Source organism: Kribbella hippodromi (assembly GCF_039531045.1).
In the GTDB taxonomy this organism is placed as follows: Bacteria; Actinomycetota; Actinomycetes; order Propionibacteriales; family Kribbellaceae; genus Kribbella; species Kribbella hippodromi.
On record NZ_BAAAPH010000017.1, the window covers coordinates 112,235 to 135,976 of the forward strand.

General features: G+C 69.1%; 17 protein-coding genes and 1 pseudogene. 10 read left to right on the forward strand and 8 right to left on the reverse strand.

Annotated features, from left to right (window positions below; all coding sequences use genetic code 11):
• Window positions 1-566 precede the first annotated feature (566 nt).
• On the forward strand, window positions 567-2,300 hold the full coding sequence (locus ABD260_RS37640) for a DivIVA domain-containing protein (RefSeq protein WP_425553387.1): 1,734 nt from the start codon (window positions 567-569) through the stop codon (window positions 2,298-2,300).
• Window positions 2,301-3,096: 796 nt separating this feature from the next.
• The gene (locus ABD260_RS25070; protein WP_344236963.1) at window positions 3,097-3,657 is read left to right on the forward strand and encodes a DNA-3-methyladenine glycosylase I; all 561 of its coding nucleotides are present in this window, start codon (window positions 3,097-3,099) and stop codon (window positions 3,655-3,657) included.
• A gap of 258 nt (window positions 3,658-3,915) precedes the next feature.
• On the opposite strand, the gene ABD260_RS25075 is transcribed toward ABD260_RS25070, so the two are convergent.
• From ABD260_RS25075 to ABD260_RS25085, 3 genes are all read right to left on the reverse strand, one after another.
• Window positions 3,916-6,204: an alpha/beta hydrolase-fold protein gene (locus tag ABD260_RS25075; protein WP_344236965.1), complete on the reverse strand. Its 2,289-nt coding sequence runs from the start codon at window positions 6,202-6,204 to the stop codon at window positions 3,916-3,918.
• A gap of 463 nt (window positions 6,205-6,667) precedes the next feature.
• The gene (locus ABD260_RS25080; protein ID WP_344236967.1) at window positions 6,668-7,729 is read right to left on the reverse strand and encodes an enoyl-CoA hydratase/isomerase family protein; all 1,062 of its coding nucleotides are present in this window, start codon (window positions 7,727-7,729) and stop codon (window positions 6,668-6,670) included.
• A 55-nt stretch (window positions 7,730-7,784) separates the two neighbouring features.
• Window positions 7,785-8,624, reverse strand: coding sequence for a PaaX family transcriptional regulator (locus ABD260_RS25085; protein ID WP_344236969.1), 840 nt, complete (start codon window positions 8,622-8,624; stop codon window positions 7,785-7,787).
• A 166-nt stretch (window positions 8,625-8,790) separates the two neighbouring features.
• Between ABD260_RS25085 and ABD260_RS25090 the strand changes: the two genes are divergently transcribed.
• Entirely contained in the window at window positions 8,791-8,958 is a 168-nt protein-coding gene (locus ABD260_RS25090) for a DUF3117 domain-containing protein (RefSeq protein ID WP_012923066.1), read from the forward strand.
• A 334-nt stretch (window positions 8,959-9,292) separates the two neighbouring features.
• Complete coding sequence (locus ABD260_RS25095) at window positions 9,293-10,765, forward strand: leucyl aminopeptidase family protein (protein WP_344236971.1); 1,473 nt, start codon at window positions 9,293-9,295, stop codon at window positions 10,763-10,765.
• A 14-nt stretch (window positions 10,766-10,779) separates the two neighbouring features.
• Here ABD260_RS25095 and ABD260_RS25100 read toward each other — a convergent pair whose 3' ends face one another.
• Window positions 10,780-11,796, reverse strand: a complete 1,017-nt coding sequence (locus tag ABD260_RS25100) for an alpha/beta hydrolase (RefSeq protein ID WP_344236973.1) — start codon at window positions 11,794-11,796, stop codon at window positions 10,780-10,782.
• A 71-nt stretch (window positions 11,797-11,867) separates the two neighbouring features.
• Here ABD260_RS25100 and ABD260_RS25105 point away from each other — a divergent pair, with 71 nt between their 5' ends.
• Window positions 11,868-12,425, forward strand: coding sequence for a TetR/AcrR family transcriptional regulator (locus tag ABD260_RS25105; protein WP_344236975.1), 558 nt, complete (start codon window positions 11,868-11,870; stop codon window positions 12,423-12,425).
• 162 nt (window positions 12,426-12,587) lie between these two features.
• Here the strand turns inward: ABD260_RS25105 and ABD260_RS25110 are convergent, their stop codons facing one another.
• Together ABD260_RS25110 and ABD260_RS25115 are read right to left on the reverse strand one after the other, a co-directional pair.
• Window positions 12,588-13,436: an oxidoreductase gene (locus ABD260_RS25110; protein WP_344236977.1), complete on the reverse strand. Its 849-nt coding sequence runs from the start codon at window positions 13,434-13,436 to the stop codon at window positions 12,588-12,590.
• A 103-nt stretch (window positions 13,437-13,539) separates the two neighbouring features.
• Entirely contained in the window at window positions 13,540-14,778 is a 1,239-nt protein-coding gene (locus tag ABD260_RS25115; RefSeq protein ID WP_344236979.1) for a dienelactone hydrolase family protein, read from the reverse strand.
• 289 nt (window positions 14,779-15,067) lie between these two features.
• On the opposite strand from ABD260_RS25115, the gene ABD260_RS25120 reads away from it, so the two are divergent.
• A complete protein-coding gene (locus tag ABD260_RS25120; protein WP_344236981.1) occupies window positions 15,068-16,555 on the forward strand; it encodes a glycosyltransferase in 1,488 nt (495 codons plus the stop codon).
• Here the strand turns inward: ABD260_RS25120 and glgA are convergent.
• Both glgA and ABD260_RS25130 read right to left on the reverse strand, forming a co-directional pair.
• The gene (gene glgA, locus ABD260_RS25125; protein ID WP_344236983.1) at window positions 16,528-17,691 is read right to left on the reverse strand and encodes a glycogen synthase; all 1,164 of its coding nucleotides are present in this window, start codon (window positions 17,689-17,691) and stop codon (window positions 16,528-16,530) included. The two genes, ABD260_RS25120 and glgA, sit on opposite strands and share 28 nt — an antisense overlap.
• Window positions 17,692-17,729: 38 nt before the next feature.
• Window positions 17,730-18,275: a GNAT family N-acetyltransferase gene (locus ABD260_RS25130; protein WP_344236985.1), complete on the reverse strand. Its 546-nt coding sequence runs from the start codon at window positions 18,273-18,275 to the stop codon at window positions 17,730-17,732.
• Between the two features lie 64 nt (window positions 18,276-18,339).
• Here ABD260_RS25130 and glgC point away from each other — a divergent pair.
• From glgC to ABD260_RS25150, 4 genes and pseudogenes are all read left to right on the forward strand, one after another.
• Window positions 18,340-19,548 (forward strand): annotated as a pseudogene (glgC, locus tag ABD260_RS25135) (glucose-1-phosphate adenylyltransferase); the annotation flags it as partial.
• A 110-nt stretch (window positions 19,549-19,658) separates the two neighbouring features.
• A complete protein-coding gene (kynU, locus tag ABD260_RS25140) occupies window positions 19,659-20,915 on the forward strand; it encodes a kynureninase (protein ID WP_344236987.1) in 1,257 nt (418 codons plus the stop codon).
• Window positions 20,912-22,213 carry an FAD-dependent oxidoreductase gene (locus ABD260_RS25145; RefSeq protein ID WP_344236989.1) on the forward strand — a complete coding sequence of 434 codons (1,302 nt, stop codon included), beginning with the start codon at window positions 20,912-20,914 and terminating at the stop codon, window positions 22,211-22,213. The genes kynU and ABD260_RS25145 overlap by 4 nt, the downstream gene beginning before the upstream one ends.
• A gap of 15 nt (window positions 22,214-22,228) precedes the next feature.
• A complete protein-coding gene (locus ABD260_RS25150; protein WP_344236991.1) occupies window positions 22,229-23,731 on the forward strand; it encodes a 2-hydroxymuconic semialdehyde dehydrogenase in 1,503 nt (500 codons plus the stop codon).
• The last annotated feature ends 11 nt before the right edge of the window (window positions 23,732-23,742 follow it).

Here is a 23,742-nt window from a genome sequence, read left to right on the forward strand (position 1 = left end):
GGAACCCGCGCCCGACCGCTCCCTGACCGGACCACTACCCGTTCTTCGGTACCGGTCAGCCGGCGAGATGCTGGGATGCGGGGCACATCCATCGCCACGCTCGCCACGCTCGTCACCTGCACCCGCCGTTGCGCCCCAAACCGGTTTGGGGCGCCTGACTGCTCATTCCAGGAGTACAACCTTCCCCGGTCCACGCACACCCGTGCCCCAAACCGGTTTGGGGCAGGTAACAGCCACCCGGTGACCGGTTGACGAAAGCACAGGGCACCCTCGGGGGGACTGTCGCCAAGTCGGCTGAACCCCGGCGATGGGCGGTGGGAAGACCGGCTTCGGGTGCCGGAGTCTCAGGGGCGGGAGTGGTGGAAGCCCGGGGGCGTGCGAACTGAAACCCTGCGGGCCGGGGCTCAAAGTGCGGGTGTTGGTGCGGGTGACTCGGGCGGCATGGCACGATCGGTCCCGTGATGTGGTTCTTCGGGCTGATCGTGGTCGTGCTGATCGGGGCTGTAGCAGTCGTGGCCTCCGGACGTTGGGGTGCCATGAGCACCGCGTACGACGACCGCCCCGACATGACCGTCCCCGCCCGCCAGGCCCTCACCGCCACCGAGATCGAGTCGGCCCGCTTCGCCGTCGGCGTCCGCGGCTACCGGATGGACGAAGTCGACACCCTCCTGGAACGCGTAGCCAAAGAGGTGGCCGAACGCGACCGCCGCATCGCCGACCTCGAACGAGCCGTAGCCCCCATCCTCGACACCCCCAACGGCACCGGCTTCGCCACCAAGTCACCCACCCCCACCGACTTCGAAGACCCCACCACCGAGCCCCCCATCATGGTCGGCGGCAACTTCCCCGAACCCCCCACCCCAACCCCGCCCCCCACCCCCGAGCCGTCTCCCACCCCCACCGAAACACCCACCGCCAACACCCCAGCCACCCCCGCAACCACCCACCCCCAGCACCCCACGGCCGCCCCGGCCGAACAGTCCCCCGAGCCCCAGCCCCACACATCCACCGACGCCCTGGCTCAGCAGTCTGCCGCCGCACTGGCGGAGCCGTCCTCCGAGGCGCAGGCTCACGAGCCCACGGACGCACAGGCTCACCAGTCCACGGACGCCCTGGCACAGCAGTCCACCGACGCCCTGGCACAGCAGTCCACCGACGCCCTGGCTCAGCAGTCTGCGGACGTCCGGGGTGAGCAGCCGTCCACCTCCGGCTCCGAGTCTGCGCCTGGCGTACCACCTGCGCCCGCCCCGTCCGCCGTCGAGCAGCCTGCTCCGGCGACCGGCGCCTCGTCCGCCGAACAGCCCGCGCCCACCACCGGCCAGTCAGCTGAATCGCCTGCCCAGAGCACACCGCCGGCCACTCCGCCCGCACGCGGTCCGCAAGCTCAGGTCGCACCTGCCGAGACCCCCACGAACCAGCCAGCCCAACCGGCCACCCACCCAGCGGCAGACTCAGCGACTGACCCAGCAGACCCTGCGGCCGACGATCCAGCGACCACCGAGCTTCCACGCACCAACCACGCAGCCGACGAGTACGAACGCCTGCAAGCCGAAGCCCGCGCCGTCCTAGAAGCTCAATCCCATCCCGTAACCCCCCGCCGCACCCCAGCACCCCCACAACCCCCCACCCAGCAGCAGCCCCCCACAAACCAGTCCACGTATGACCAAGAGCCCGCACCAGAACAGCAGCCCGCGTACGACCGTCAGCCTGCACCACAACAGCAGTCACCGCACGAGCAGCCTGCACCGGAACAGCAGTCGCCGTACGAGCAAGCGCCTGCGCCGGAACAGCAGTCGCCGTACGAGCAAGCGCCTGCGCCGGAACAGCAGCCCGCGTACGACCAGCAGCCTGCACCCCAGCAGCGGTCGTCGTACGAGCAAGCGTCTGCACCGCAGCGGGAGCCTGCACCGGAGCAGCCGTCCGCGTACGACCAGCAGTCTGCACCGGAGCAGCAGCCCGCGTACGAGCAGCAGCCTGCACCACAACAGCAGTCACCGCACGAGCAAGCGTCTGCGTCGCAGCAGCGCGGCGCGTATGAGCGGCGGGCGGGGGCCGGGACGAACGGGGCTGTGGGGGAGAGTGCTGGTGGTGAGCAGGCGGGTGTGCGGCGGGAGAGGTCTGCTGGTGAGTCGGCGGGGGAGAACGGGGCCGCGGGTGACCAGCCGGGTGCTGGGGAGCAGGCGGGTCGGCCGGAGGACCGGGCTGACGGCGACGCCGGGGATTGGGAGCACGGGGACGGGTGGCGGTTTTGGCCGCCGGAGGGAGCTGATGGGGAAGGGGCCTATAGACGGCCTAGCTGATGGTCGGGATGGGTGAGCGGGGGCGTCGTCCCGGCCGCGTACAGCGGGTTCTTGGCGGGCGCCGGGTTGAGGCGGCTGTAGTTCTTCCGGTGAGCCCGGAGGTTGCCTGGGACGTGGTGATGGACTGGGAGCGGCAGTCGCGCTGGATGCTGTTCACCCGAGTGTGGGCTACCGGGAATGGCGGTGTGGGGGTCGGCGGCGGTGTAGCTGCGCGTACTTCTGTCGGTGGCATCGGGTTCACTGACGACATGGTCATCACCCGCTGGGAGCCGCCGCGCGAGTGCACGGTGGAACATCTCGGCAAGATCGTCCGGGGCACAGGCACGTTCATCATCGAGCCCGCACCTCTCACCACAGCTACCAACCCCTCCACACCACGCGCCGACAGCTCCAACCACGCGGACGCTGACGGCACGCCCACCGAGCGGACGGGCACGGCCAACGCGCCTACCGAGCAGGCAGGTGCCGAACACGCGGGCGTCACGCGGACAGCGCCCGAGCACGCAGCGTCCGGTGTGGCGGGTGCCGAGCACGCGGGCGTCGCGCGGACAGCGCCTGAGCACGCAGCTTCCGGTCAGGCGGGTGCTGACCACTCGGGCGTCGCGCGGACGGAGGCAGGCCACGTCGGCGCGGGGCAAGCGGACGGTGAGCATGCGCGCAGGTGTCGGGTTGTTTGGCGGGAGGATGTGGTGCCGCCGCTCGGGTGGGTTGGAGCGGTCGGGTGGTGGGTTGGGCGTTGGGGGTTTGAGTTGTTGATGCGAGTTTCGTTGCGGCGGTTGGTGCGGGAGGTTGGCAGGTGACGGTGGTTGGGCCGGATGGGCAGGCGCGGTGCGGGTGGGCGACCTCGGCGCCGGAGTACGTGGAGTATCACGACACCGAGTGGGGCAAGGAGATCCGTACCGATCTCGGCCTGTTCGAGCGGATGACGCTCGAGGGGTTTCAGTCGGGGTTGTCGTGGATCACGATTCTGCGCAAGCGGGAGAACTTCCGGGCCGCGTTCGCGCGGTTCGATCCGGTCGCGATCGCGGCGTACGGGGACGCGGACTTCGAGCGTTTGATGGCTGACCCGGGGATCGTCCGGAACCGGCTGAAGATCAACGCGACGATCTCGAACGCCCGCGCGCTGCTCGAGCTGGACGACGGCGAGTTCACCGAACTGCTGTGGTCGTTCCGGCCCGCGAAGCACGTCGCGCCGCGGACCCTGGCCGACGTGCCCGCGACCACACCGGAGTCGGTGGCGATGGCGAAAGCCCTGAAAAAGAAGGGCTTTGTCTTCGTCGGGCCGACCACGGCGTACGCGTTGATGCAGGCGACCGGGATCGTCAACGACCACCTGAAAACCTGCATCGCGCGCTGACCGGATCCGCGTCGCGCGCCCTGACCGCACGTGCAGCGCGCCCTGACCGCACGTGCAGCGCGCGCTGTCCGGCGTGCACGTGCAGCTGGTTTGTGCAGATGCAAACGGTACTTTGCCGGAAACCAAAGACAAACGGCTGAACGAGTTGTGCTCCGGGCACTGAACGTGATGAGGTGTTCAGCGGGCTCCCCGACTGTCAGGTGGTTGTCCGGCCGTGACTCGCCCTGCCGGAACGTGGTCTGGGAGCCCACCAAACGTTTATGGCAATTCGTTGGTGCCGTCCACGGTGTACGCCGTCCGGAACACGTCGCTCCCGGTCAGACCGGTGAGCTGCGTACCGGTCGGCGTCGTCGTGAGATAGAGGTTCGCCTCGGCGTACGCGTCGGCCGCGTCGTCGTCGGCCGTACCGAATTGACGTGTCCACGTACGGGTGTGATCGGCGGCGTACTTCGCGAGTACGCCGTCGAACTTGCCGAGCGCGGTCTCCAACGCGCCATCGGTGAAACCGCCGACGTACAGTCCGCCATCGCGGTTCACGGCGATCGCTGCGCCCTTGTCGTTCCCGCTCGTGCCGAACTGATCCCGCCACGTCAGCACACCGTCGCCGTCGGCGCGCGCGACCATGATGTCCTTGTCGCCGCTCAACGTTCCGGCGAAGTCGCCCGCGGTGTACCCGGTCAGGTACACGCCGCCCGCCGGATCGGCCGCGAGACCCCACACTTCGTCCGACGCGGCCGTGCCGTACTGCCGCATCCACACCGGATCGCCCGCGGTTGAGTAGCGCGCGACAAACCCGTCGATACCACCGGCCGGCGTACCGAGCGCGCCGCCGGTCATCCCGCCCAGATACACGGCACCGTTGGAGACCGCGACCGCCATCCCCTTGTCCTCACCGGTGCTCCCGGCCTGGCGTACCCACGCCTGCCGGCCGTCGCTGCCGAACCGGGCGACGAACACGTCCTTGTCGCCTTCGTTGGTGCCACCAAGCGATCCCTTGGTATACCCACCAATGTAGAGATCGCTTCCGTCGACGGCGATCGAGTACCCGCGGTCCGCGACACCGGGTACACCGAACTGGGTGACCCAGCGCCTGTTCCCGTTCGGGTCGTACTGCGCGACGAACGCGTCGTCAGTCGTGTTGCCCGGATGCGATCCGTCGAGATTGCCGTTGGTATACCCGGTCAGTGCAATGTTGCCGTCGGCATCGACCGCTACCCCGTACGGCCGGTCGGTGCCGCTCGTACCGAGTGAGCGGGTCCACTCGCGCGTGCCGTCCGCTTTGTACTTCACCAGGTTGACGTCGGTGCCGCCGGCGTACGGTTGTCCGTCCAGTGCGCCCGCCGCGGCGATGGCCTGATAAACGTTGCCTGCGGCATCGGTCGCGATCCCACCGGCGCGGTCGTCACCGGGCGTACCGGTGATCGCGGCGCGCATCGGCGTGGCCGGCGGCTTGCCGATGTACTGGAAAATGTACTTCGCGCCCTCGACGAACGTCGGACCCCAGACGTCCCAGTCGTGCCCGCCGTTGACGACCCGGAACTCCGAGGTCAGGTTCGGTACCCGCGCGGCCTGGTTGTAGACCACGTGCGACTCGAAGTCGAGGTCATGGGTGGCGTCGATCGGCTTCGGATTCTTGTACTCGTCGTCGCCGACCGCGATGAACAGATGCGACTTCAGCCCGGTCGCCGCGAACGACTTCAGCGCGGCCGGCCAGTTGAGTTTGAGGTACGTCGACTCCACGAACGGATCGCGACCCTTGCCGAAGGCACCGAAATCGCGGGTGCTCGAATCGCTCGGCGGCAGCGGGAAGTACACGGCGGGGCTGAGTACGATCGCCGCGCCGAAGACGGTTGGGTGGACCAGGGAGTACCGCAGGGCGCCGGCGCCGCCCATCGAGTACCCGGCGATCGCGCGACCGGTGCGGTCCGCGATGGTCCGGTACGTGGCGTCGATGCGCGGGACCAGGTCCTTGACGAACGCGGTCTCCACCGGCCGCCCGGGCGGGATTTTGCCGTCGGCGCTGCCCTTGTACGCCGAGTCGACGTACCAGCTCGCGCGATTGCTCCACGGCGCATCCGGCATGACCGCGATCATCGGTGGGATCTCCCCGCCGGCGATCAACTGGTCCAACCGGCTCTTCAACTGAGTCCACGCACTCATGGAGTCACCACGGCCGTGTAATAAGTACACAACTGGATAACGCCGCGTGGAGTCCGCGTACCCGGCCGGCAGGTAGACGTTGTACGCAATGTCCTCACCCAGCGTGGCGGAGCGCGCCACCCCACTCCCAAGCACCCCCGCCGCGACAGCACCCGCGCCCGCAGCGCCCGCGCCCGCAGCCGCAGCACCCGCGCCCGCAGCGCCCGCGCCCGCAGCCGCAGCGCCCGCAGCGCCTGCACCCGCAGCGCCTGCCGACGCGGCGTCCGCCGAGGTGGTGGACGGCGCGGTGATCGCCGTCGCGCTGGGCGAGGCCGCGCGCGACCCCGGAACAACAAGACTCCCGACCAGGCCGGCGATGGTCAGGGCAGGCAGCAACAGTTTCCTCACAGGCATGTTGTAATCGCTTACGTAAACGATTACAAGACCTCGCCACCCGCGGGCGCACCCAGCTTCCCCCTCAGCTGGTGGGTTGCCCCCTGAAAATCCGAGGGGACAACCCACCACCTCCGGGGCTGACCCCTCAAACGCAGAGTTGTGCGACCCCTCGGCGCGCGAGTGGGCGGCGGTGGTGCGGGAGGTCCGGGGCGCGAGCGCCCAGGTGGGCAGCGGCGCGACTACGGGCGGTGGGCGTGGCGTGCGCGGGGCGGTAGGGCGGTGGTGGGGTGCGCGGGGTGGGGCACGGCGGCGCGGTGGGGGCGCGGGTGGGCGGCGGTGGGGTGGCTGGTGGTGTGGTGCGTGGTGGGGCGGCGGTGGGGTGGTGCGTGGTGGGGCGGTGCGCAGGTGGTGCGTGGTGGGGCGGCGGTGGTGGGTCCGCGGGGTGGGGCGACGGTGGGGTGGTGCGACGGTGGGGTTACTGGCCGGTGAAGGTTGGTTTTTGTTTGGCTACGAAGGAGGTGACGGCGTTTTGGTGGTCTTGGGTGGCGCCGGTTCGTTGCATTTGGGTGGCTTCGAAGGCGAGGGACTCGGCCAGGGTGTGGGCGGCGGAGTAGCTGAGGGACTGGCGGACTGCGCCGTACGCGATGGTTGGGCCTTGGGCGAGCTTGGTGGCCAGGTCGGCTACGGCGGTGGCTAGGTCGGCGGAGGGGACTACCGAGGTGGCGAGGCCGAGGTCCAGGGCTTCGGGGGCGGGGATGGTGCGGGGAAAGTAGAGCAGTTCGAGGGCTTTGGCGTGGCCGATCAGGCGGGGGAGGGTCCAGGAGATGCCGGTGTCGCAGGAGAGTGCGATGCCGGTGAAGGCGAGGTTGAAGCCGGCTGTGTCGGCGACGATCCGGAAGTCGCATGCGAACGCCATCGAGGCGCCCGCCCCGGCCGCGACTCCGTTCACAGCGGCGATGACGGGCTTGGGCATCTCGGCTAGTGCCTGAGCGATCGGCGCGTAGTGGTCCGGGACCGTACTCCAGAGTGCTTCCTGATCGTTGGCCTGCAGGAGCCCGATGTGTTCTTTCAGATCCTGGCCGACACAGAACGCGCGCCCGGTACCGGTCAGCACCACGACGCGCACGCCGGGATCGTCCGCGGCGGCGAGGATGGTGTCGCGGAGCAGGATCTTGGTCGGCGTGTCGAGCGCGTTCATCGCATCCGGCCGATTCAGGGTGATGGTCGCAACCCCCGCGTCAACCGAATACCCAACAGAGCCGGCACCCGCATCAGCACTGCCCCCGGAAGCAGTGTCACCGGCGCCCGCATCAGCACTGCCGGCGGAGGCATCGTCAGCGGCACGTGGAGCAGCAGCCTCCGCGCCGCCGGTGTGAGCGGCGGTGGTAGCAGCCTCCGCGCCACCGGTGTGAGCGGCGGTGGTGTCAGCGCGGTCCGACCCAGCGGTGTTGGCGTCGGTGGAAGCGGTCGTGGGGTTGGAGGAGGTGGAAGGGGTGGTGGGGGTGGGGGAGCAGGTGGGGGTGGTGGGGTCACTCATTGTGGTTGGCTCCTTGACGGTGGGTGAGAGATGTTGGTGTTGTGTCAGGCAGATGTCAGGTGTGGGCCAGGCAGTTGTCGACGAAACGCCCGGCCGCGGGAGCCAAACGTTCGGCGTGGAAATCGAAGAAGGCGGCGGCCTTCGTACCGGCCCAGTCGGTCGGTAGGAGCTCGTCGGGCAGCCCGGGATCCCGGAACAGGAACTTGCGCCACTCGTGCACCAACTCCGACCGGACAGCGAACGCCTGCTCGTCGCCCACCGCGTCGTCCGCACCCGCCGGCGCCCCCGCGGCGGCGTCGACCAAAGCCTTCGCCTCGATCAGCCAGGCGTCGTACGACGCGCCGAGCTCGTCCAGTTTCCAGACTCGCCGGGCGAACTCGACCGCGTCCTCGCCGACGGGTGCGCGGAACCGGTCCGCGGCGATGCCCTCCATGCCCAGAATCTGGTCCACTTCGGCGTCGTTGCGCAGCCCGACCCAGGCGCCGTCGGAGAGCGGAGCCCAACCCAGGAAGGCGAGTTGGCTCGCGAGTTGTTCGCGGCGGCGCGCGTTCGGGACCTCGCGGAGGATGCCCAGGTGCCAGTGCCGGTCCCAGTCGCCCGGACCCTCCGCGCCAGTGGCTACCGGGGTGCCGTCGGGGGCCGTCCGGTAGATCCGGGCGGCCGCGTCGTCGAGGCGGCGACGCGCCCGGGCGGTCAGCGCGTACCCGGGCTGGCCGTCGATCCGGACCGGCTCCAGCCAGCCCTGCCGGACCATCCGGGAGACGGCGGTCCGAACGGCCGGTGGATGCACGCCCAGCGGGGCGAGCAGCCGGACGAGGGCCGCGACCGGAGCCTGTGCGCCGCGGGCGCGCAGGTGGTCACCGTAGAGGTCGAAGAGGGCTGAACGGGCGTGCACAAGACTCGAGTCTGCCGTATGGTGCACGGCTCTGGCCCGGGATCGGGAATAATGGGGTGCGATACACACTGCGATACGCGCCGACGGCGCATCACCGCAACGGCGCCGGCGACGGTCCCCCGCGCGGTGTCGTCGCTCAACACCGACACTGGGAAGGGGTGCGCGCATGGCGGCGATGAAGCCGCGGACGGGCGATGGTCCGCTCGAGGTCACCAAGGAGGGCCGCGGGATCGTGATGCGGGTTCCGCTGGAGGGCGGCGGCCGGCTCGTCGTCGAGCTCAACGCGGACGAAGCGACCGAGCTCGGCAATGCACTGAAGGCCGTCGTCGGCTGATCACATCCTCCGGGGGTCTCGCACCCCTTGCCAATCACTCCGGCCCCGGTGGCTGCCGTTCCATGGCACCCGCCGGGGTCGTACGGTTTCGGTGTTCGAGGCTAACGCTCAGCACTCCATCTCCGGCGCCCAGGCAGGCACCTCGCTGCGTTGGAGAAGCTGCCACGATAAACCCGCATCGAGGCAGCTTCTCCGCCTTGCGATGCACCTACCTGGACACCGGAGCTGAAGCACTGAGCGCTAGCCTCGAACACCCACACCTATTTGATCAAACAGTGAGGTCTTCCTAGTGGCTCGCCGTGGTGCTTCGTCTCCCTTTCCCAGTCTTCCGGTCGTGACCTGGCAGCCGGGCCTGCCGGTGCACGGGGCGCCGGCCTGGGTGGTCGTCGTCGATGACGAGAGTGGCCTGCCGGCTGCCGCGAAGGAGGCCGGCGAGCGGCTCGGCGTGGATCTCGGCCGGTTGCTGGAGGCGCAGCTCGCGACCGGGTTCAGCCCGGCGGCGGGGGCCACGGTGGCGTACCCGTTGCTGACCGGTGAGGCGGCCGAGGTGGTGCTGGTCGGAGCCGGTGACGGGAGCGCGAAGGACCTGCGACACGCCGGTGCGGCGATCGCGCGGTTCGGCCGCGGCAAGGCCGAACTCACCACTGTCGTTGCTGAGGGCATCGATGACGCGGCGCTCCGGGCGTTCGCGGAGGGCGTGATTCTCGGCTCGTTCTCGTACACGCTGAAGACCGTCGACCCGGGTGAGCCCGCGGTCGGGCAGGTGACCATCACCGACGGCACCGACGGGGAGCGCCAGCCGGTGCTGGACCGCGGCGTCGTGGTCGGCCGGACCGGCTGGCTGGCGCGGCAGCTCGCGATCACCCCGTCGAACGAGAAGGACCCGGCCTGGCTGGCCGCGCGGGCGACCGAGGTGGCCGCCGCGACCGGTCTCGAGGTGACGGTCTGGGACGAGAAGAAGCTTGCCGCCGACGGGTTCGGCGGCATCCTCGCGGTCGGCCGGGGCTCGACCCGTCCGCCGCGGTTCATCCGGCTGGACTACGTACCGGACGGCGCGACGAAGAACACGCCGTACGTCGTCCTGGTCGGCAAGGGCATCACGTACGACACCGGCGGCCTGTCGTTGAAGCCGCGCGAGGGCATGGTGTCGATGAAGCGCGACATGACCGGCGGCGGCTCGGTGATCGCGACCATGTCGGCGCTCCGCGAGCTCGGTGCGAACGTCCGCGTCACCGGCCTGGTCTGCGCCGCGGAGAACATGCCGTCCGGTACGGCGTACCGGCCCGATGACGTGATCCGGCACTTCGGCGGCCGGACCACCGAGGTGAAGAACACCGATGCCGAAGGGCGCCTGGTCCTCGCGGACGGTCTCGCGTACGCCGTCCATGAGCTGAAGCCGGATGTCCTGGTCGACGTCGCCACGCTGACCGGTGCGATCAAGGTTTCGCTCGGCGCGATGCTGTACGGCGGACTGTTCGCGACCGATGATGCGCTCGCCGACAACCTCGCCGACGCCGGCCGGGTGTCCGGTGAGGAACTGTGGCGGATGCCGCTGCCGGCCGAGTACGAGGACCTGATCTCGACTCCGATCGCCGACTCGGTGAACAGCTCGAAGGGCCCGGGATCGATCACGGCCGCGCTGTTCCTGAAGGCGTTCGCCGGCGACATCCCGTGGGCGCACCTCGACCTGTCGTCGATCGCGGAATCCCCGGCCGACCGGTTCGAGTACTCGCTCGGCGCGACCGGCGCCGGCGCCCGCCTCCTCACCACCTGGCTGACCTCCGAAACCCCGACCGCCGGAATCTGACCCAGCTAACTCAGCTAACTCAGCTGCTCGCGAAGGAACTCGACGATCCGGTCACGCGCCGGCCTGGCCTGCCGAACCAGGCCGGGCAGGCTGATGAACGCGTGACCGGCCCGGTCGAACTCGTTCACCTGAACCGTCGTCCCGGCCGCCCGCAACCGCTCGGCGTACGCGCGCCCGTGATCGGCCACCGGGTCGAGCGCCGGGATCACGAACAGCGTTGGCGGCAGCCCGGTCAAGTCGGCGTACAACGGTGACAGCTCGCGCGGATCGGTCCCGTCCGGTATGGCGATGCGGCGGAAGAAGTCGACCCCTTCGCGCGTCAGGTTCGGCGTGCCGGCGTACTCGGCCATCGACTTGTAGTCGAGTGCGGTCGGCGTCAGGTCGACGCACGGGTTGACCAGCACCTGCGCGCGCAGTGACAAACCGGCGTCCCGGGCGCGGAGTACGGACAGCGCCGCCACCATCGAGCCGGCGCTCTCCCCGGCGAGCGCGATCCGTCCCGGGTCGATTCCCCACTCGCCCGCGTGACGCAGCACGTGCCGGTACACGTCCCAGCCGTCGTCGACCGCGGCGGCCAGCGGAGTGTCGTAGTCCATTTGCCGATGCTCGACCGAAACCACCACCGCGCGTACGCGGGCCGCGACGTGACTGTTGATCCAGTCGCACTGCACCGCGGTCCCGACGTAGCCACCGCCGTGCACATGAACGACCAGCGGCAACGTCGCCGATGCGCCGACCGGGCGGTACACCCGGACCCGGATCGTGCGGTCCGGGAGGCGTACGTCCTGCCAGCTGATCGAGGCGCCGCGGTGCGGGAAGCCGGTCGCGAGGCGGGCCAACGGCGAACTCACGATCCGGTTCTGGGCCTGGCCGAACGCGATCAGCTCCGCGGGCGACATCGCGAAGAAGTCCGGTTCCTTGCGCAGCCCGTACAGGACCCGGATGCCGAGCGGCTGCCGGTGCTTGGTGGCCGGCTTGATAGTCGGCTTGCTGGTCGACTTGGAGGTCGGCTTGGTGGCGGAGTGGGTCATCGGGCACCGTCCAGAGTTTCGCTACCATTGGTATCGATACCGACGGTAGCATAACTCTGTAGGATGCGACCATGACTTCTGCGAACAGTTCGGCCCGGCCCGGGCGGCCTCGGTCCAGCGTGGACGCGGAGGTGTTCTCGGCAACCCTGCGGACGATCGACGAGCTCGGGTACACGCGGGCGACCGTCGACCGGATCGCCGCCTCGGCCGGAATCGCGAAGACGACGATCTACCGGCGCTGGCCGTCCAAGGGCGCGCTGGTCACTGCCTGCCTGGTGGACACGTTCGGCCCGCTGCCGCTGACCGGGCGCAGCCGGGCCGACGACCTCGCGACGGCCGTCCGGTATGGCGCCGCGAAGATCGGTGAGCCCGGGGTCGCCGCCGCGTTCGCCGGCGTGTTCACCGACGCGATCGGTGATCCGGCGCTGCGGGAGCTGCTCGCGGGGCAGTTGCAGGAGCCGTACCGGGTCGTCCTGCACGAGGCGCTCGGCGAGCCGGACCAGCGGATCCTGTTCCTGATCGACGTGGTGATCGGAACGCTGCTGCACCGGATGGGGATGACCGGCGAGCCAATGGTCGAGTCGGACGTCGACGCCCTCGTCCGCATGCTCCAACGCGAACTCGGCTGAGCAACCCGCTCCTCGGCGAGCACGCCGTCGCGTCCTCGACCAACCGCAACATGCTTTGCGGAACCTTTCCGGCGGATATCGGCGGAAAAGTTCCGCAAACAAGCAGCTGCGTACGCCGCCGCACGGTATCTCTCGGCGTGTCGGTGCCTCGGCGGAGCCGGGTCAGATGGCGTTGAGTTCGGCGATCGCGTCGGCGGGCAGGGTCAGGTCGCGGGCGGCGATGTTCTCGCGAAGGTGGGTCAGCGACGACGTACCCGGGATGACGACGCTTGTCGTGGACCGTTGCAGCAGCCAGGCCAGCGCTACCTGGTACGGCGTGGCGTCCAGGCGGGCGGCGACCTTGGTCAAGGTGTCGGACTGCAGGGGAGTGAAACCACCCAGCGGGAAGAACGAGGCGAAGGCGAGGTTGTGCGCGGCGGCGTAGTCGACCACGTCGTCGTCTTCGCGGCTGACCAGGTTGTACAGGTTCTGGATCGTGACGATCGGCGCGATCGCCTGCGCTTCGCGGATCTGCTTGATCGTGACGCCGCTGAGCCCGAGGTGCTTGATCAGGCCCTGCTGCTGCAGCTCGACCAGGGTGGTGAAGGCTTCCTCGATCGACTCCTCATCAGGTGTGGCGTGCGCGCTCGAACGGAGGTTGACGACGTCCAGGACATCCAGTCCGAGGCGGTCCAGATTCCCGTGCACCTGCTGCTTCAGCTGGTCCGGCGCCAGTGCCGGAATCCACGACGCGTCGTCACCCCGCCGGGCGCCGACCTTGGTGACCAGGTGAAGGCCGGCCGGGTACGGGTGCAGGGCCTCCTTGATCAGCTCGTTCACCACCTCCGGCCCGTAGAAGTCGCTGGTGTCGATGTGCGTCACGCCGAGCTCGATAGCTGCCCGAAGGACCGCGATCGCCTGCGCGCGGTCCTTCGGTGGGCCGAAGACGCCAGGTCCGGCCAGTTGCATGGCGCCGTACCCCATCCGGGTCAGCGTGAGATCCTCTGCGAGGGTGATGGTCGAGTTCGTCATACCCCCACTCTTCGCTCCGCGCCGCCCGTTAGGCAGTACCCCGCCGATCCTGGTACTGACAGGTCCTAGGCAACGGCTCAGGTCCTAGGCAGCAGCTCAGGTTCTAGGCATGGCGCGCGTACGCCCGGATGATCTCCGGGTACGCCGCGAACGCCGTCCCTGGGTGATCCACCGGACCCATCGAGTGGACCGTCACATTCGCGCCCCGAGCACGCAGCGAGGCGGCGCAAGCGTCGGCGTTGGCGGCGACCACGTCGGTGTCCTTGGTGCCGCTGTACAGATGCACCGGTACGCGCGGAGTCCAGTCCCGGCAGATCGTGTCGGCAGACTGAATCGCCCGCAACAGCCGTCCCTCCGGGTGCTTCAGCCGCTGGATGAACGCCGGCGTGAACAGCTTCTCCGGCGAATCCGGCAACCCGGCGACAATCTCGTCACCCGGATGCGATCCGTCGAACAAGCCCTCGACCGTCGACGCGTACGGCGCCTGGAACGCCTCGCGCGGATCGTCGTACAACCCGACGGTCCGGTTCCACGCGGTCACCAAGTACGCCAAGTAGAACGATGCGGTGGCAGGTAGCAATCGCCCGTCGAAGGCGGCCGGCAGCTCGGTACGGAGCAGGTCGTACGGCCCCGCGACCGCGCGAATCTCGCCGAGCCGGAACGGACCGACCTCACCACGGCTCAGCGCCCGCCCGAAGGCAATCGACGCCCGGCCGCCCTGCGAGAACCCGGTGACGAGCACGTCCCGCTTGAGCACGACACCGTGCCGCGCCGCGAACGTCCGCGCCGCGAGCAGCAGGTCCGCCGACGCGGTGGTTTCGGTCTTGGTGTCGATGTACGGATGCCGCCCCGGCCCAACGCCCAGCCCGAGATAGTCCGGCGCGACCCCGACCAAACCCTGCCCCGCGAACAGCGCCGTGACCAGCCGATCTGTCGACGCGGGATCCACCGATGCGGCGGCCGCCTTGGTCGGGTTGGTTCCGTGCAGGTACTCCGCGACTGTCAGCGCGCCGCGGCGCCCGTCCGGGAGCACGATGATCCCGCTGGCGGTCGTCGGCCGGCCGTCGTGGTCGATCGTTCGGTAGACCACGCGATACGCCGTGACGTCGTACGCCGACTTCGGCGCGCCGGGGAAGTCGACGGCGGCCGCGTCCAATTGAGCGGCGGTCAGCTGGGCGACCGGCACCGCGGACACGAGTGCGCCACGCGGCGCGTGCACGCGGGAGACGGCGGCCTCGGACAGCGTCGGCTGATCGACGGCGGCGAACGCGGACAGGGGGAACGTGAGCAGAGCAGCGGTCGCGAGCGTGCCGGCGACGGTCTTGGTCAGGCGAGAAGTCATACCCCAACCCAACCTTCACGCGAACCTCCACAACATGGTGCGACCCCCCGGGACCCAGGTGGGGTTTCCCCTACCCACACGAGAATCCACGCGCGACCCGGCCGGAGCAACACGGCCGAGCGCCGCCGAAGAACCCGCCACCAGCACCCGTCGAAGAACCCGTCCAAGAACCCGCCACCAGCACCCGCCGGAGAGCCTTCCGGAGAATTTGCTGAGAATCTCTGCAACCATTCCCGCCCCTCACCCCGTACTTCCAGACGTGACCGATCGACCACACGTGGTGGCTCTCGTGGCCAACAACGTCATCAACGACAGCAGAGTTCTGAAGGAAGCCGCGGTGCTCGCCGACGCCGGCCTGCGCGTGACCGTGCTCGGCGTCTCGCTCGACGAGCACTCGTCCGTCGACCGCCTGGACAGCGGCGCGGTGATGGTCCGCCTCCCCGGGACGTTCACGTTTCGCGACGGCCGGCGCGGTCGTCGGCAGCGGCGCCGGGACTGGCGATTGCCGCTCCTCGGCAGCCACATCCCCCGCGAACTGGTCGTCCGCAAAGCACTCCTCGAGGCCCGCCGCGCGGAATTGAATCTCAACGGACGCCGCAGCCCCGGCCGCGTCCTCGGGCATCAGGCCCGGCAACTGGCTTTTGCCGGAGCCCGCGCCCGCGGCCTGCTGATCCGGCAGCAGAACCTCGCCTTCAAATTCGGCTGGCGAGTCTGGGACGGCGTCGTGGCGCGTACGCCCTGGGCCGTCAGCTGGCCCGGCACGGTGCCCGAGGCGTACGACTACGAGACCATCTTCGGCGCGGTCATCGACCGGCTCGATCCGGATGTCATCCACGCGCACGACATGCACACGATCGGCGTGGCAGTCCGCGCCGCGGCACGCTCCAAGCGGTCGGTCAAAGTCGTCTACGACGCGCACGAGTACGTTCCCGGCATCGCACGGTACGGCGCACGTACGCCCCGGTTCATCGCCGCATGGGCAAGGCACGAGCGCGACTACCTTCCGATCGTCGACCGGGTCGTCACGGTCAGTCCGGCGATCGCTCAGCGGCTCCGGCAAGAGCATGCCCTGAAACGCCTGCCCGACGTCATCCTCAACACCCCCGACATTCCGGAGGCGGCGACGGTAGGGGAGGACATCCGGAGCCGCCTCGGTTTGCCGGTGGGCGTTCCGCTGATCGTGTACAGCGGCGGCATCACGGTCGTCCGCGGGATCGACACCGCGATCAGGGCATTGCCGAAACTGCCCGGCGTACACCTCGCGGTGGTTGCTGTCCCGTCACCGGATCTCCCGGGCGTGGACGTGCTGCGGAAGCTCGCCGCCGACGTCGGCGTGACCGAGCGCGTGCACTTCACGCATCCGGTCGGGCCGCGGGAGGTGACGACGTTCCTGCGGACGGCGGATGCGGGCATCATCCCGATGTTGCGCGCGCCGAACCACGAGATGGCGCTGCCGAACAAGCTGTTCGAGTACAGCCTGGGCGGACTGCCCGTACTGGTCAGTGACATGGCCAGCTTGCGTGAGTTCGTCACGCGCACGGGGATCGGTGAGGCGTTCAAGGCCGGTGACAGTGCGGACTTCGCCGCCAAGTGCTCACTGCTGCTGACTCGGCGAGGTACCTACAAGCTTGCTGATCCGGCCTTCCGTGAAGAGGCAGCGTGGAGCGGCCAGGCGGCGCGGCTGCGCGGGGTGTACGGAGACCTGCTCGAACGCGAGGTCGACGCAGGAAAAGGTGTAGCGGCGGATGACTACGAGCTGGTCAGCAGGCTCTTGTAGAGCTCGACTGTTCGGTGAGCCACCGCGTCCCAGCCGAACTGCGTGACTGCGCGCTCCCGCCCCGCCTTGCCCATCGCCTCCGCCTCGGCCGGATCGTCGACCAGCGCGTTGATCCCGTCGGCGAGCTCGCGTTCGAAGGTGTCGGGATCGCTCTCGTCATACCGCACCAGAGTCCCCGTGACGCCGTCGTCCACGACCTCAGGGATACCGCCGACCGCGCTGGCGACGACGGCAGTCTCGCAAGCCATCGCCTCCAGGTTCACGATCCCGAGCGGCTCGTAGATCGACGGGCAGCAGAACGCCAGCGCGTGCGTGAGTACCTGCCGGACCTGCTCCCGCGGCAGCATCTCCGACACCACGAACACACCGTCGCGAGCCGCCTTCAGGTCGTCGATCAGCGCGTCCGTCTCGGCCTTCAGCTCGACCGTGTCGGCCGCGCCCGCCAGCAGTACGAGCTGCACCGACGGGTCAAGGCGTAGTCCGGCGCGGAGCAGATGGGGTACGCCCTTCTGCCGCGTGATCCGGCCGACGAACGTCACGTACGGCCGGTTCAGGTCGACGCCGAGCCGTTCGAGTACTTGCGTGGACGGATCGGGGTGGTAGAAGTCCGCGTCAATCCCGTTCGAGATCACGTGCACCTTGGCCGGGTCCACCGACGGGTAGCAGTCGAGGACGTCGGTACGCATCCCGCGGCTGACCGCGACAACCGCGTCCGCCGCCTCGTACGCGGTCCGCTCGGCCCAGCTCGACAGCCGGTAGCCGCCGCCGAGCTGCTCCGCCTTCCACGGGCGGCGCGGCTCCAGCGAATGCGCGGTCACCACGTGCGGCACGTCGTACAGCAGCTTGGCCCAGTGGCCGGCCATGTTCGCGTACCAGGTGTGGGAATGCACCAGCTCGGAGTCGCCGACCGCTGCCGTCATGGTCAGGTCGGTGGACAGGATCCGCAGCGCCGCGTTCGCGTGCGGGAGCCGTGGGTCGTCCTCGGAGTGCGCGGTCGCGCCCTGCCGGGGCTCACCCATGCAGTGCACGTCGACGTCGATCAGCCGGCGCAACTCGCGGACCAGGAAGTCGACATGCACCCCCGCCCCGCCGTACACGTCCGGTGGGAACTCCCGCGTCAAGATCGCGACCTTCATAAGCTCCGACTGTAAGGCATGTAACCCCCGTCAGGGGATCAGGCGACCTCCGTCGGGACCCAGAAGCGGAGCTTTCCGTGGCGTTCGTCCTCGAGTTCGCCGCCGGCCGCCTCGATCACCTTGCGGGAGCCGGTGTTGTCCACGTCGCAGGTGACCAGCGCCGGGTCGATGCCGAGCGCGGCCGCGATCGGGAGCGACTGGGCCAGCATCTGGGTAGCGTACCCCTGCCGGCGCGCTGACGGGCGGACGCAGTACCCGATGTGGCCGCCGATCTCGGTGAGCGGCGGTGTCAGGTGATGCCGGATCGAGAGCCGGCCGAGAAACTCGACGCCGTCGACGAACCAGAGCACGGTCTGGTGCACGATGCCCGGCGGTAGTTCGGTCTCCGGCTCGGCTTCCAGCCGGATCGCGTCCACCAGCCGAGCGAACTCGGCAGGGTCCGCCGCTTGGTCGCGGGTCCAGTCCTCCTCGGTCCCGATGTACGACCGCGCGCCCATCCAGCGCTCCTGCTCCGGACCCAGCTCGTCCCAGGCCGCGAGGAACGAACGGTGAACAGCAACGGTCGGAACGACGAGGATAGGCATCTTTACAGTGTTACGACACTCGCAACCGCTTATGCCAGCGCCCTAGTCGGATTAGGGTGCCCACATGGCAAAGGCGCCCAGAGTTCTTGGAATCGTGCTGGCTGGTGGCGAGGGTAAGCGGTTGATGCCGCTGACTGCCGACCGGGCCAAACCGGCAGTGCCGTTCGGGGGCAGTTATCGCCTGATCGACTTCGTGCTGTCCAACCTGGTCAACGCCGGGTACCGCAACCTGTGCGTGCTGACCCAGTACAAGTCGCACTCGCTCGACCGGCACGTCACGCTGACCTGGCGGATGTCGACCTTCCTGGGCAACTTCGTCACCTGTGTACCGGCGCAGCAGCGGCTCGGACCGCAGTGGTACCAGGGCAGCGCGGACGCGATCTACCAGTCGATGAACCTGATCAACGACGCCGACCCGGAGTACATCGTGGTCTTCGGCGCCGACCACGTGTACCGGATGGACGCCTCGCAGATGGTCGCCGCGCACATCGAGCGCGGGAACGGCGTGACAGTGGCCGGGATCCGGGTGCCGCGGACCGAGGCGACCGAGTTCGGCGTGATCAAGACCGCCGCCGACGGGCACGCGATCGAAGAGTTCCTGGAGAAGCCGGCCGACCCGCCGGGCCTGCCGGACTCGCCGGACGAGGCGTTCGCGTCGATGGGCAACTACGTGTTCAGCCGGGACGTCCTGGTGGAGGCGCTCCGCAAGGACGCCGCCGACCCGGCGTCCCGGCACGACATGGGCGGCGACATCGTCCCGATGCTCGTTGCCGACGGCAAGGCCGGGGTGTACGACTTCCAGGAGAACGATGTACCGGGCGCACTGGACCGCGACCGCTCGTACTGGCGCGACGTCGGCTCACTGGATTCGTATCACGAGGCGCACATGGATCTGGTCTCGATCCAGCCGGTGTTCAACCTGTACAACTCGGACTGGCCGATCTTCACCTCGCACCCGCAGCTGCCGGGCGCGAAGTTCACCGACAACGCGACCGTCGGCGAGTCGATCGTCTGCCAGGGCTCGATCGTGTCCGGCGCGACCGTGGACCACTCGGTCCTCGGGCCGAACGTGATCGTCAGTGCCGGCGCCCGGATCGAGCGGGCGGTGATCATGGACAACTGCAAGATCGGGCGCGACGTGGTGCTGAAGAACGTGATCCTGGACAAGAACGTGGTGGTACCGGACGGGGTCGAGATCGGCGTCGACCCGGACCACGACCGGCAGCGCGGGTTCACCGTGTCGAAGGGCGGCGTAACCGTCCTCGGCAAGGGCCAGCTGATCGAGCCACTGAAAGCTTCGGACCGGCCCGCCTCGGACCGGCCCGCCTCGGCCGCGGCCGGCCAGGCTGATTCCACCGAGCCGGCAGACGAGGTTGCTGAGGCGTGACGGTCGAGCCGCTGTCGGAGCAGGGTGCACTGGAGCTGGATGCCGCCGACCCCGGGCACCGGGACCTGTTCGACATCCCGCCGGCCCAAGGTGGTACGTACCCGGAAGTGGCGTACTTCGCCGGCAACTCCCTCGGCCTCCGCCCCAAGGCGACCCGGACCGAACTGCTGGAAGACCTGGACGCCTGGGCTGCCCTCGGCGTGGAAGGCCATCTCGACGCGGATCGCCCCTGGCTCCCGTACCACGAGCTCCTGACCGGTCCCGCCTCCCGCCTGGTCGGTGCACTTCCGAGCGAAACGGTCGTGATGAACTCACTGACCGTCAACCTGCACCTGCTGATGGTGTCGTTCTACCGCCCGACCCGCTCCCGGCACCGGATCGTGATCGAGGACAGCGCGTTCCCGTCGGACAGTTATGCAGTACGCTCCCAGGCCGCCTTCCACGGATTCGACGCCGAGGACGCGATCATCCGGCTCCGGCCGCGCCCGGGGGAGGACAGTCTGCGGACGGCCGATGTGGTCGAGCAACTCGGCGCCGACGTCGCGCTCGTTCTGCTCGGTGGGGTGAACTACCTGACCGGTGAATTGATGGACATCCCCACGATTACGAAGGCCGGTCACGCGGCCGGCGCGATCGTCGGCTGGGACCTCGCGCACGCGGCCGGGAACGTACCGTTGTCCTTGCACGCTTGGGATGTGGACTTCGCCGCCTGGTGCTCGTACAAGTATCTGAACTCCGGTCCCGGCGCCCTGGCCGGGGCCTTCGTGCATGAGCGGCACCTCGGCGGGGACCGGCCGCGGTTCGAGGGCTGGTGGAGTACGGAGGCCGCGACGCGGTTCGAGATGAAACCCGAGGCGCGGCCGCCCGCGACCGCGGACGCGTGGCAGGTGTCGAACCCGCCGATCTTCTCGATGAGCCCGGTGCGTACGTCGTTGGAGCTGTTCGAAAAGATCGGCATCGAGGTGCTGCGGGAGCGGAGCGTGCGGTTGACGGCGTACCTGGAGAAGCTGCTGGCCGGTGGGCCGTTGCAGGTGATCACTCCGACCGACCCGGCGCGGCGGGGCGCACAGTTGTCGCTACGGGTCCGTGGCCTGCGCGCCGGTGAGCTGTCGCGGCAGTTGCGGTTCGGGTACGGGGTGATCGCGGACGCCCGCGAGCCCGACGTACTGCGCCTCGCGCCGGTGCCCTTGTACTCGACGTACCACGACTGCTGGCGCGCCGCCTCAGCGTTGGCGGAGGTGGTGCCGGCATGAAGGTGGCGATCGTCGGAGCCGGTCTGACCGGCAGCCTGCTGGCCTGCTACCTCGCGCGGCGCGGGCTGACCGTGACGTTGTACGAGCGGCGGCCGGACCCGCGGACCGGAGCGGCCGAGCGCGGCCGGTCGATCAACTTGGCGATCTCCGAGCGCGGTCTGGACGCGCTGCGGCGGATCGGGCTGGTCGACCAGGTGATGGCCGATGCGCTGCCGATGAAGGGCCGGATGATCCACCCGGTGACCGGCCCGCTGGACTTCCAGTCGTACTCGGCGTCGGGTGATCGCGCGATCAACTCGATCAGCCGTTTTGCCTTGAACAACGCATTGCTGACCGCTGCGACCGCTGCGCCGCAGGTGTCGGTGGAGTTCGAGCATCGGCTGGTGGAGCTGGATTCGCAGGCCGGGCAGCTGGTGTTCGCGACGCCGCAGGGGAAGGTGTCGGTGACCGCGGACATCGTGCTCGGGACGGACGGTGCCGGCTCCGCGGTGCGCGAGCAATTGCTTGCCGAGGGCATCGTTGCCGAGGACGTCGAGTTTCTCGACTACGGGTACAAGGAGTTGTCGATTCCGGCCGCGGACGGCGACTTCGCGCTCGATCCGGGCGCGCTGCACATCTGGCCGCGCGGTACGTCGATGATGATCGCGCTGCCGAATCCGGACCGCTCGTTCACGTGTACGGTGTTCTGGCCGGCCGGATCGTTCGACGCACTCAACTCGGCGGGCGAGATCGAGGACCACTTCCGGCTGAACTATCCCGATTTGTTGCCGTTGGCACCGGATTTGGTGGATGACTATCTGAACAATCCGGTCGGCGTACTCGGCACCGTACACACCTTGCCGTGGCAGGCGCATGGGCGTACGGGGCTGCTGGGCGATGCCGCGCACGCGATCGTGCCGTTCTACGGGCAGGGCGCGAACTGTGCGTTCGAGGATGTCGTCGAGCTGGATCGTTGCCTGGACGACACGGGCGGATCGTGGGCGCGCGCACTGCCACTGTTCGAGGCGCGCCGCCGGGAGAACACCGAGGCGATCGCGGAGATGGCCCTCGCGAACTTCATCGAGATGCGCGACAAGGTGGCGTCGCCGGTGTTCCGGCTGCAGAAGCGCGTCGAGCATGCGCTGGAGCGGTTGCTGCCCGGGACGTACGTTTCCCGTTACGAGCTGGTCTCGTTCAGCACGACCCCGTACGCCGAAGTCCAGCACCGGGTCCACCGCCAGCACCAGCTCCTGGGCGCCACCGCGGTCGCCGCCGCCGGCGCCCTCCTCGCCCTGACCCGCCGCCGGCGCCCACGATGACTGGAGGTGGGTTGGGTGAGCTTGTGGTCGAGTGAGTTGTTGACGGGACAGGTGGGGTCCGTCGGGGTGCTGCGGCACTTTGTGGACGGCGCGTTTGTGGAAAGCGCTGAGCGGTTTGCGAAGGTTTCGCCGGTGACGGGGGAGCAGATCTTCGACGTGTGCGAGGCTGACTCGGCGACTGTGGATGCGGCCGTGGCGGCGGCTCGGGGTGCGCTACGCGGGCCCTGGGGACGGATGAGTGAGCAGGAGCGGGCGGCGGTGCTGCGGCGGGTCGCGGACACGTTGGAGCGGCGGTTCGAGGACCTGGTCGCGGCGGAGGTGGGTGACACCGGCAAGTCGATCAGCCAGGCGCGTACGCTCGACATCCCCCGCGGCGCGGCGAACTTCCGGACGTTCGCGGACTTTGCCACCACGGTGCCCACCGAGTCGTACCAGACCACTCTCCCGGACGGCCGCCGCGCGCTGAACTACGCGGTCCGGAAACCGGTCGGTGTGGTCGCGATCGTGGTCCCGTGGAACCTGCCGCTGCTGCTGCTCACCTGGAAGGTCGCCCCGGCCCTTGTCGCCGGCAACACGGTCGTGGTCAAACCGTCGGAGGAAACCCCGTCGTCCGCGACCGTGCTCGCGGAGGTGATGGCGGAGGCCGGTGTACCGCCCGGTGTGTTCAACCTCGTGCACGGGTTCGGTCCGTCGTCGGCGGGGGAGTACCTGACCCGGCATCCCGGCATCGACGCGATCACCTTCACCGGCGAGTCGGCGACCGGTACGGCGATCGCGAAAGTCGCGGCGGACCGGGTGAAGGCGGTGTCCTTCGAGCTCGGCGGGAAGAACGCCGGGCTGATCTTCGCGGACGCCGATCTGGACGCGGCGGTCGAGGGGTCCGTTCGCTCGGTCTTCACCAACGGTGGCCAGGTGTGTTTGTGTACGGAACGCTTGTACGTGCAGCGATCCGTCTACGCCGAGTTCACCGAACGGCTGGCGCGGCGCGGGTCCGAACTGACCTACGGCTGGCCGGCCGACGAGGCGACCATGAACATGCCGCTGATCTCGAAACAGCACCGCGACAAGGTCCTCGGGTACTACGACCTGGCGCGTACGGAAGGCGCCGACGTACTGACCGGTGGCGGCGTACCGTCCTTCGGCGACGCCCGCGACGGTGGTTGCTATGTGCAACCAACTGTCCTGACCGGACTGCCCGCGGAGGCGCGGACGAACCGGGAGGAGATCTTCGGGCCGGTGTGTCACCTGGCGCCTTTCGACACCGAAGAGGAGGCGTATGCGCTGGCCAACGACAGCGATTACGGGCTTGCGGCAACGGTCTGGACACGCGATGTCGGCCGGGCGCATCGAGCCGGCGCCGCGCTGGACGTGGGCTTGTGCTGGGTCAACACCTGGTTCCTGCGTGACCTTCGCACACCGTTCGGCGGGATGAAGCTCTCCGGCATCGGCCGGGAGGGCGGCCGGCACTCCCTGGATTTCTACACCGAAACCACGAACATCTGCGTAGAGCTAACCTGACCCCGCGCTGT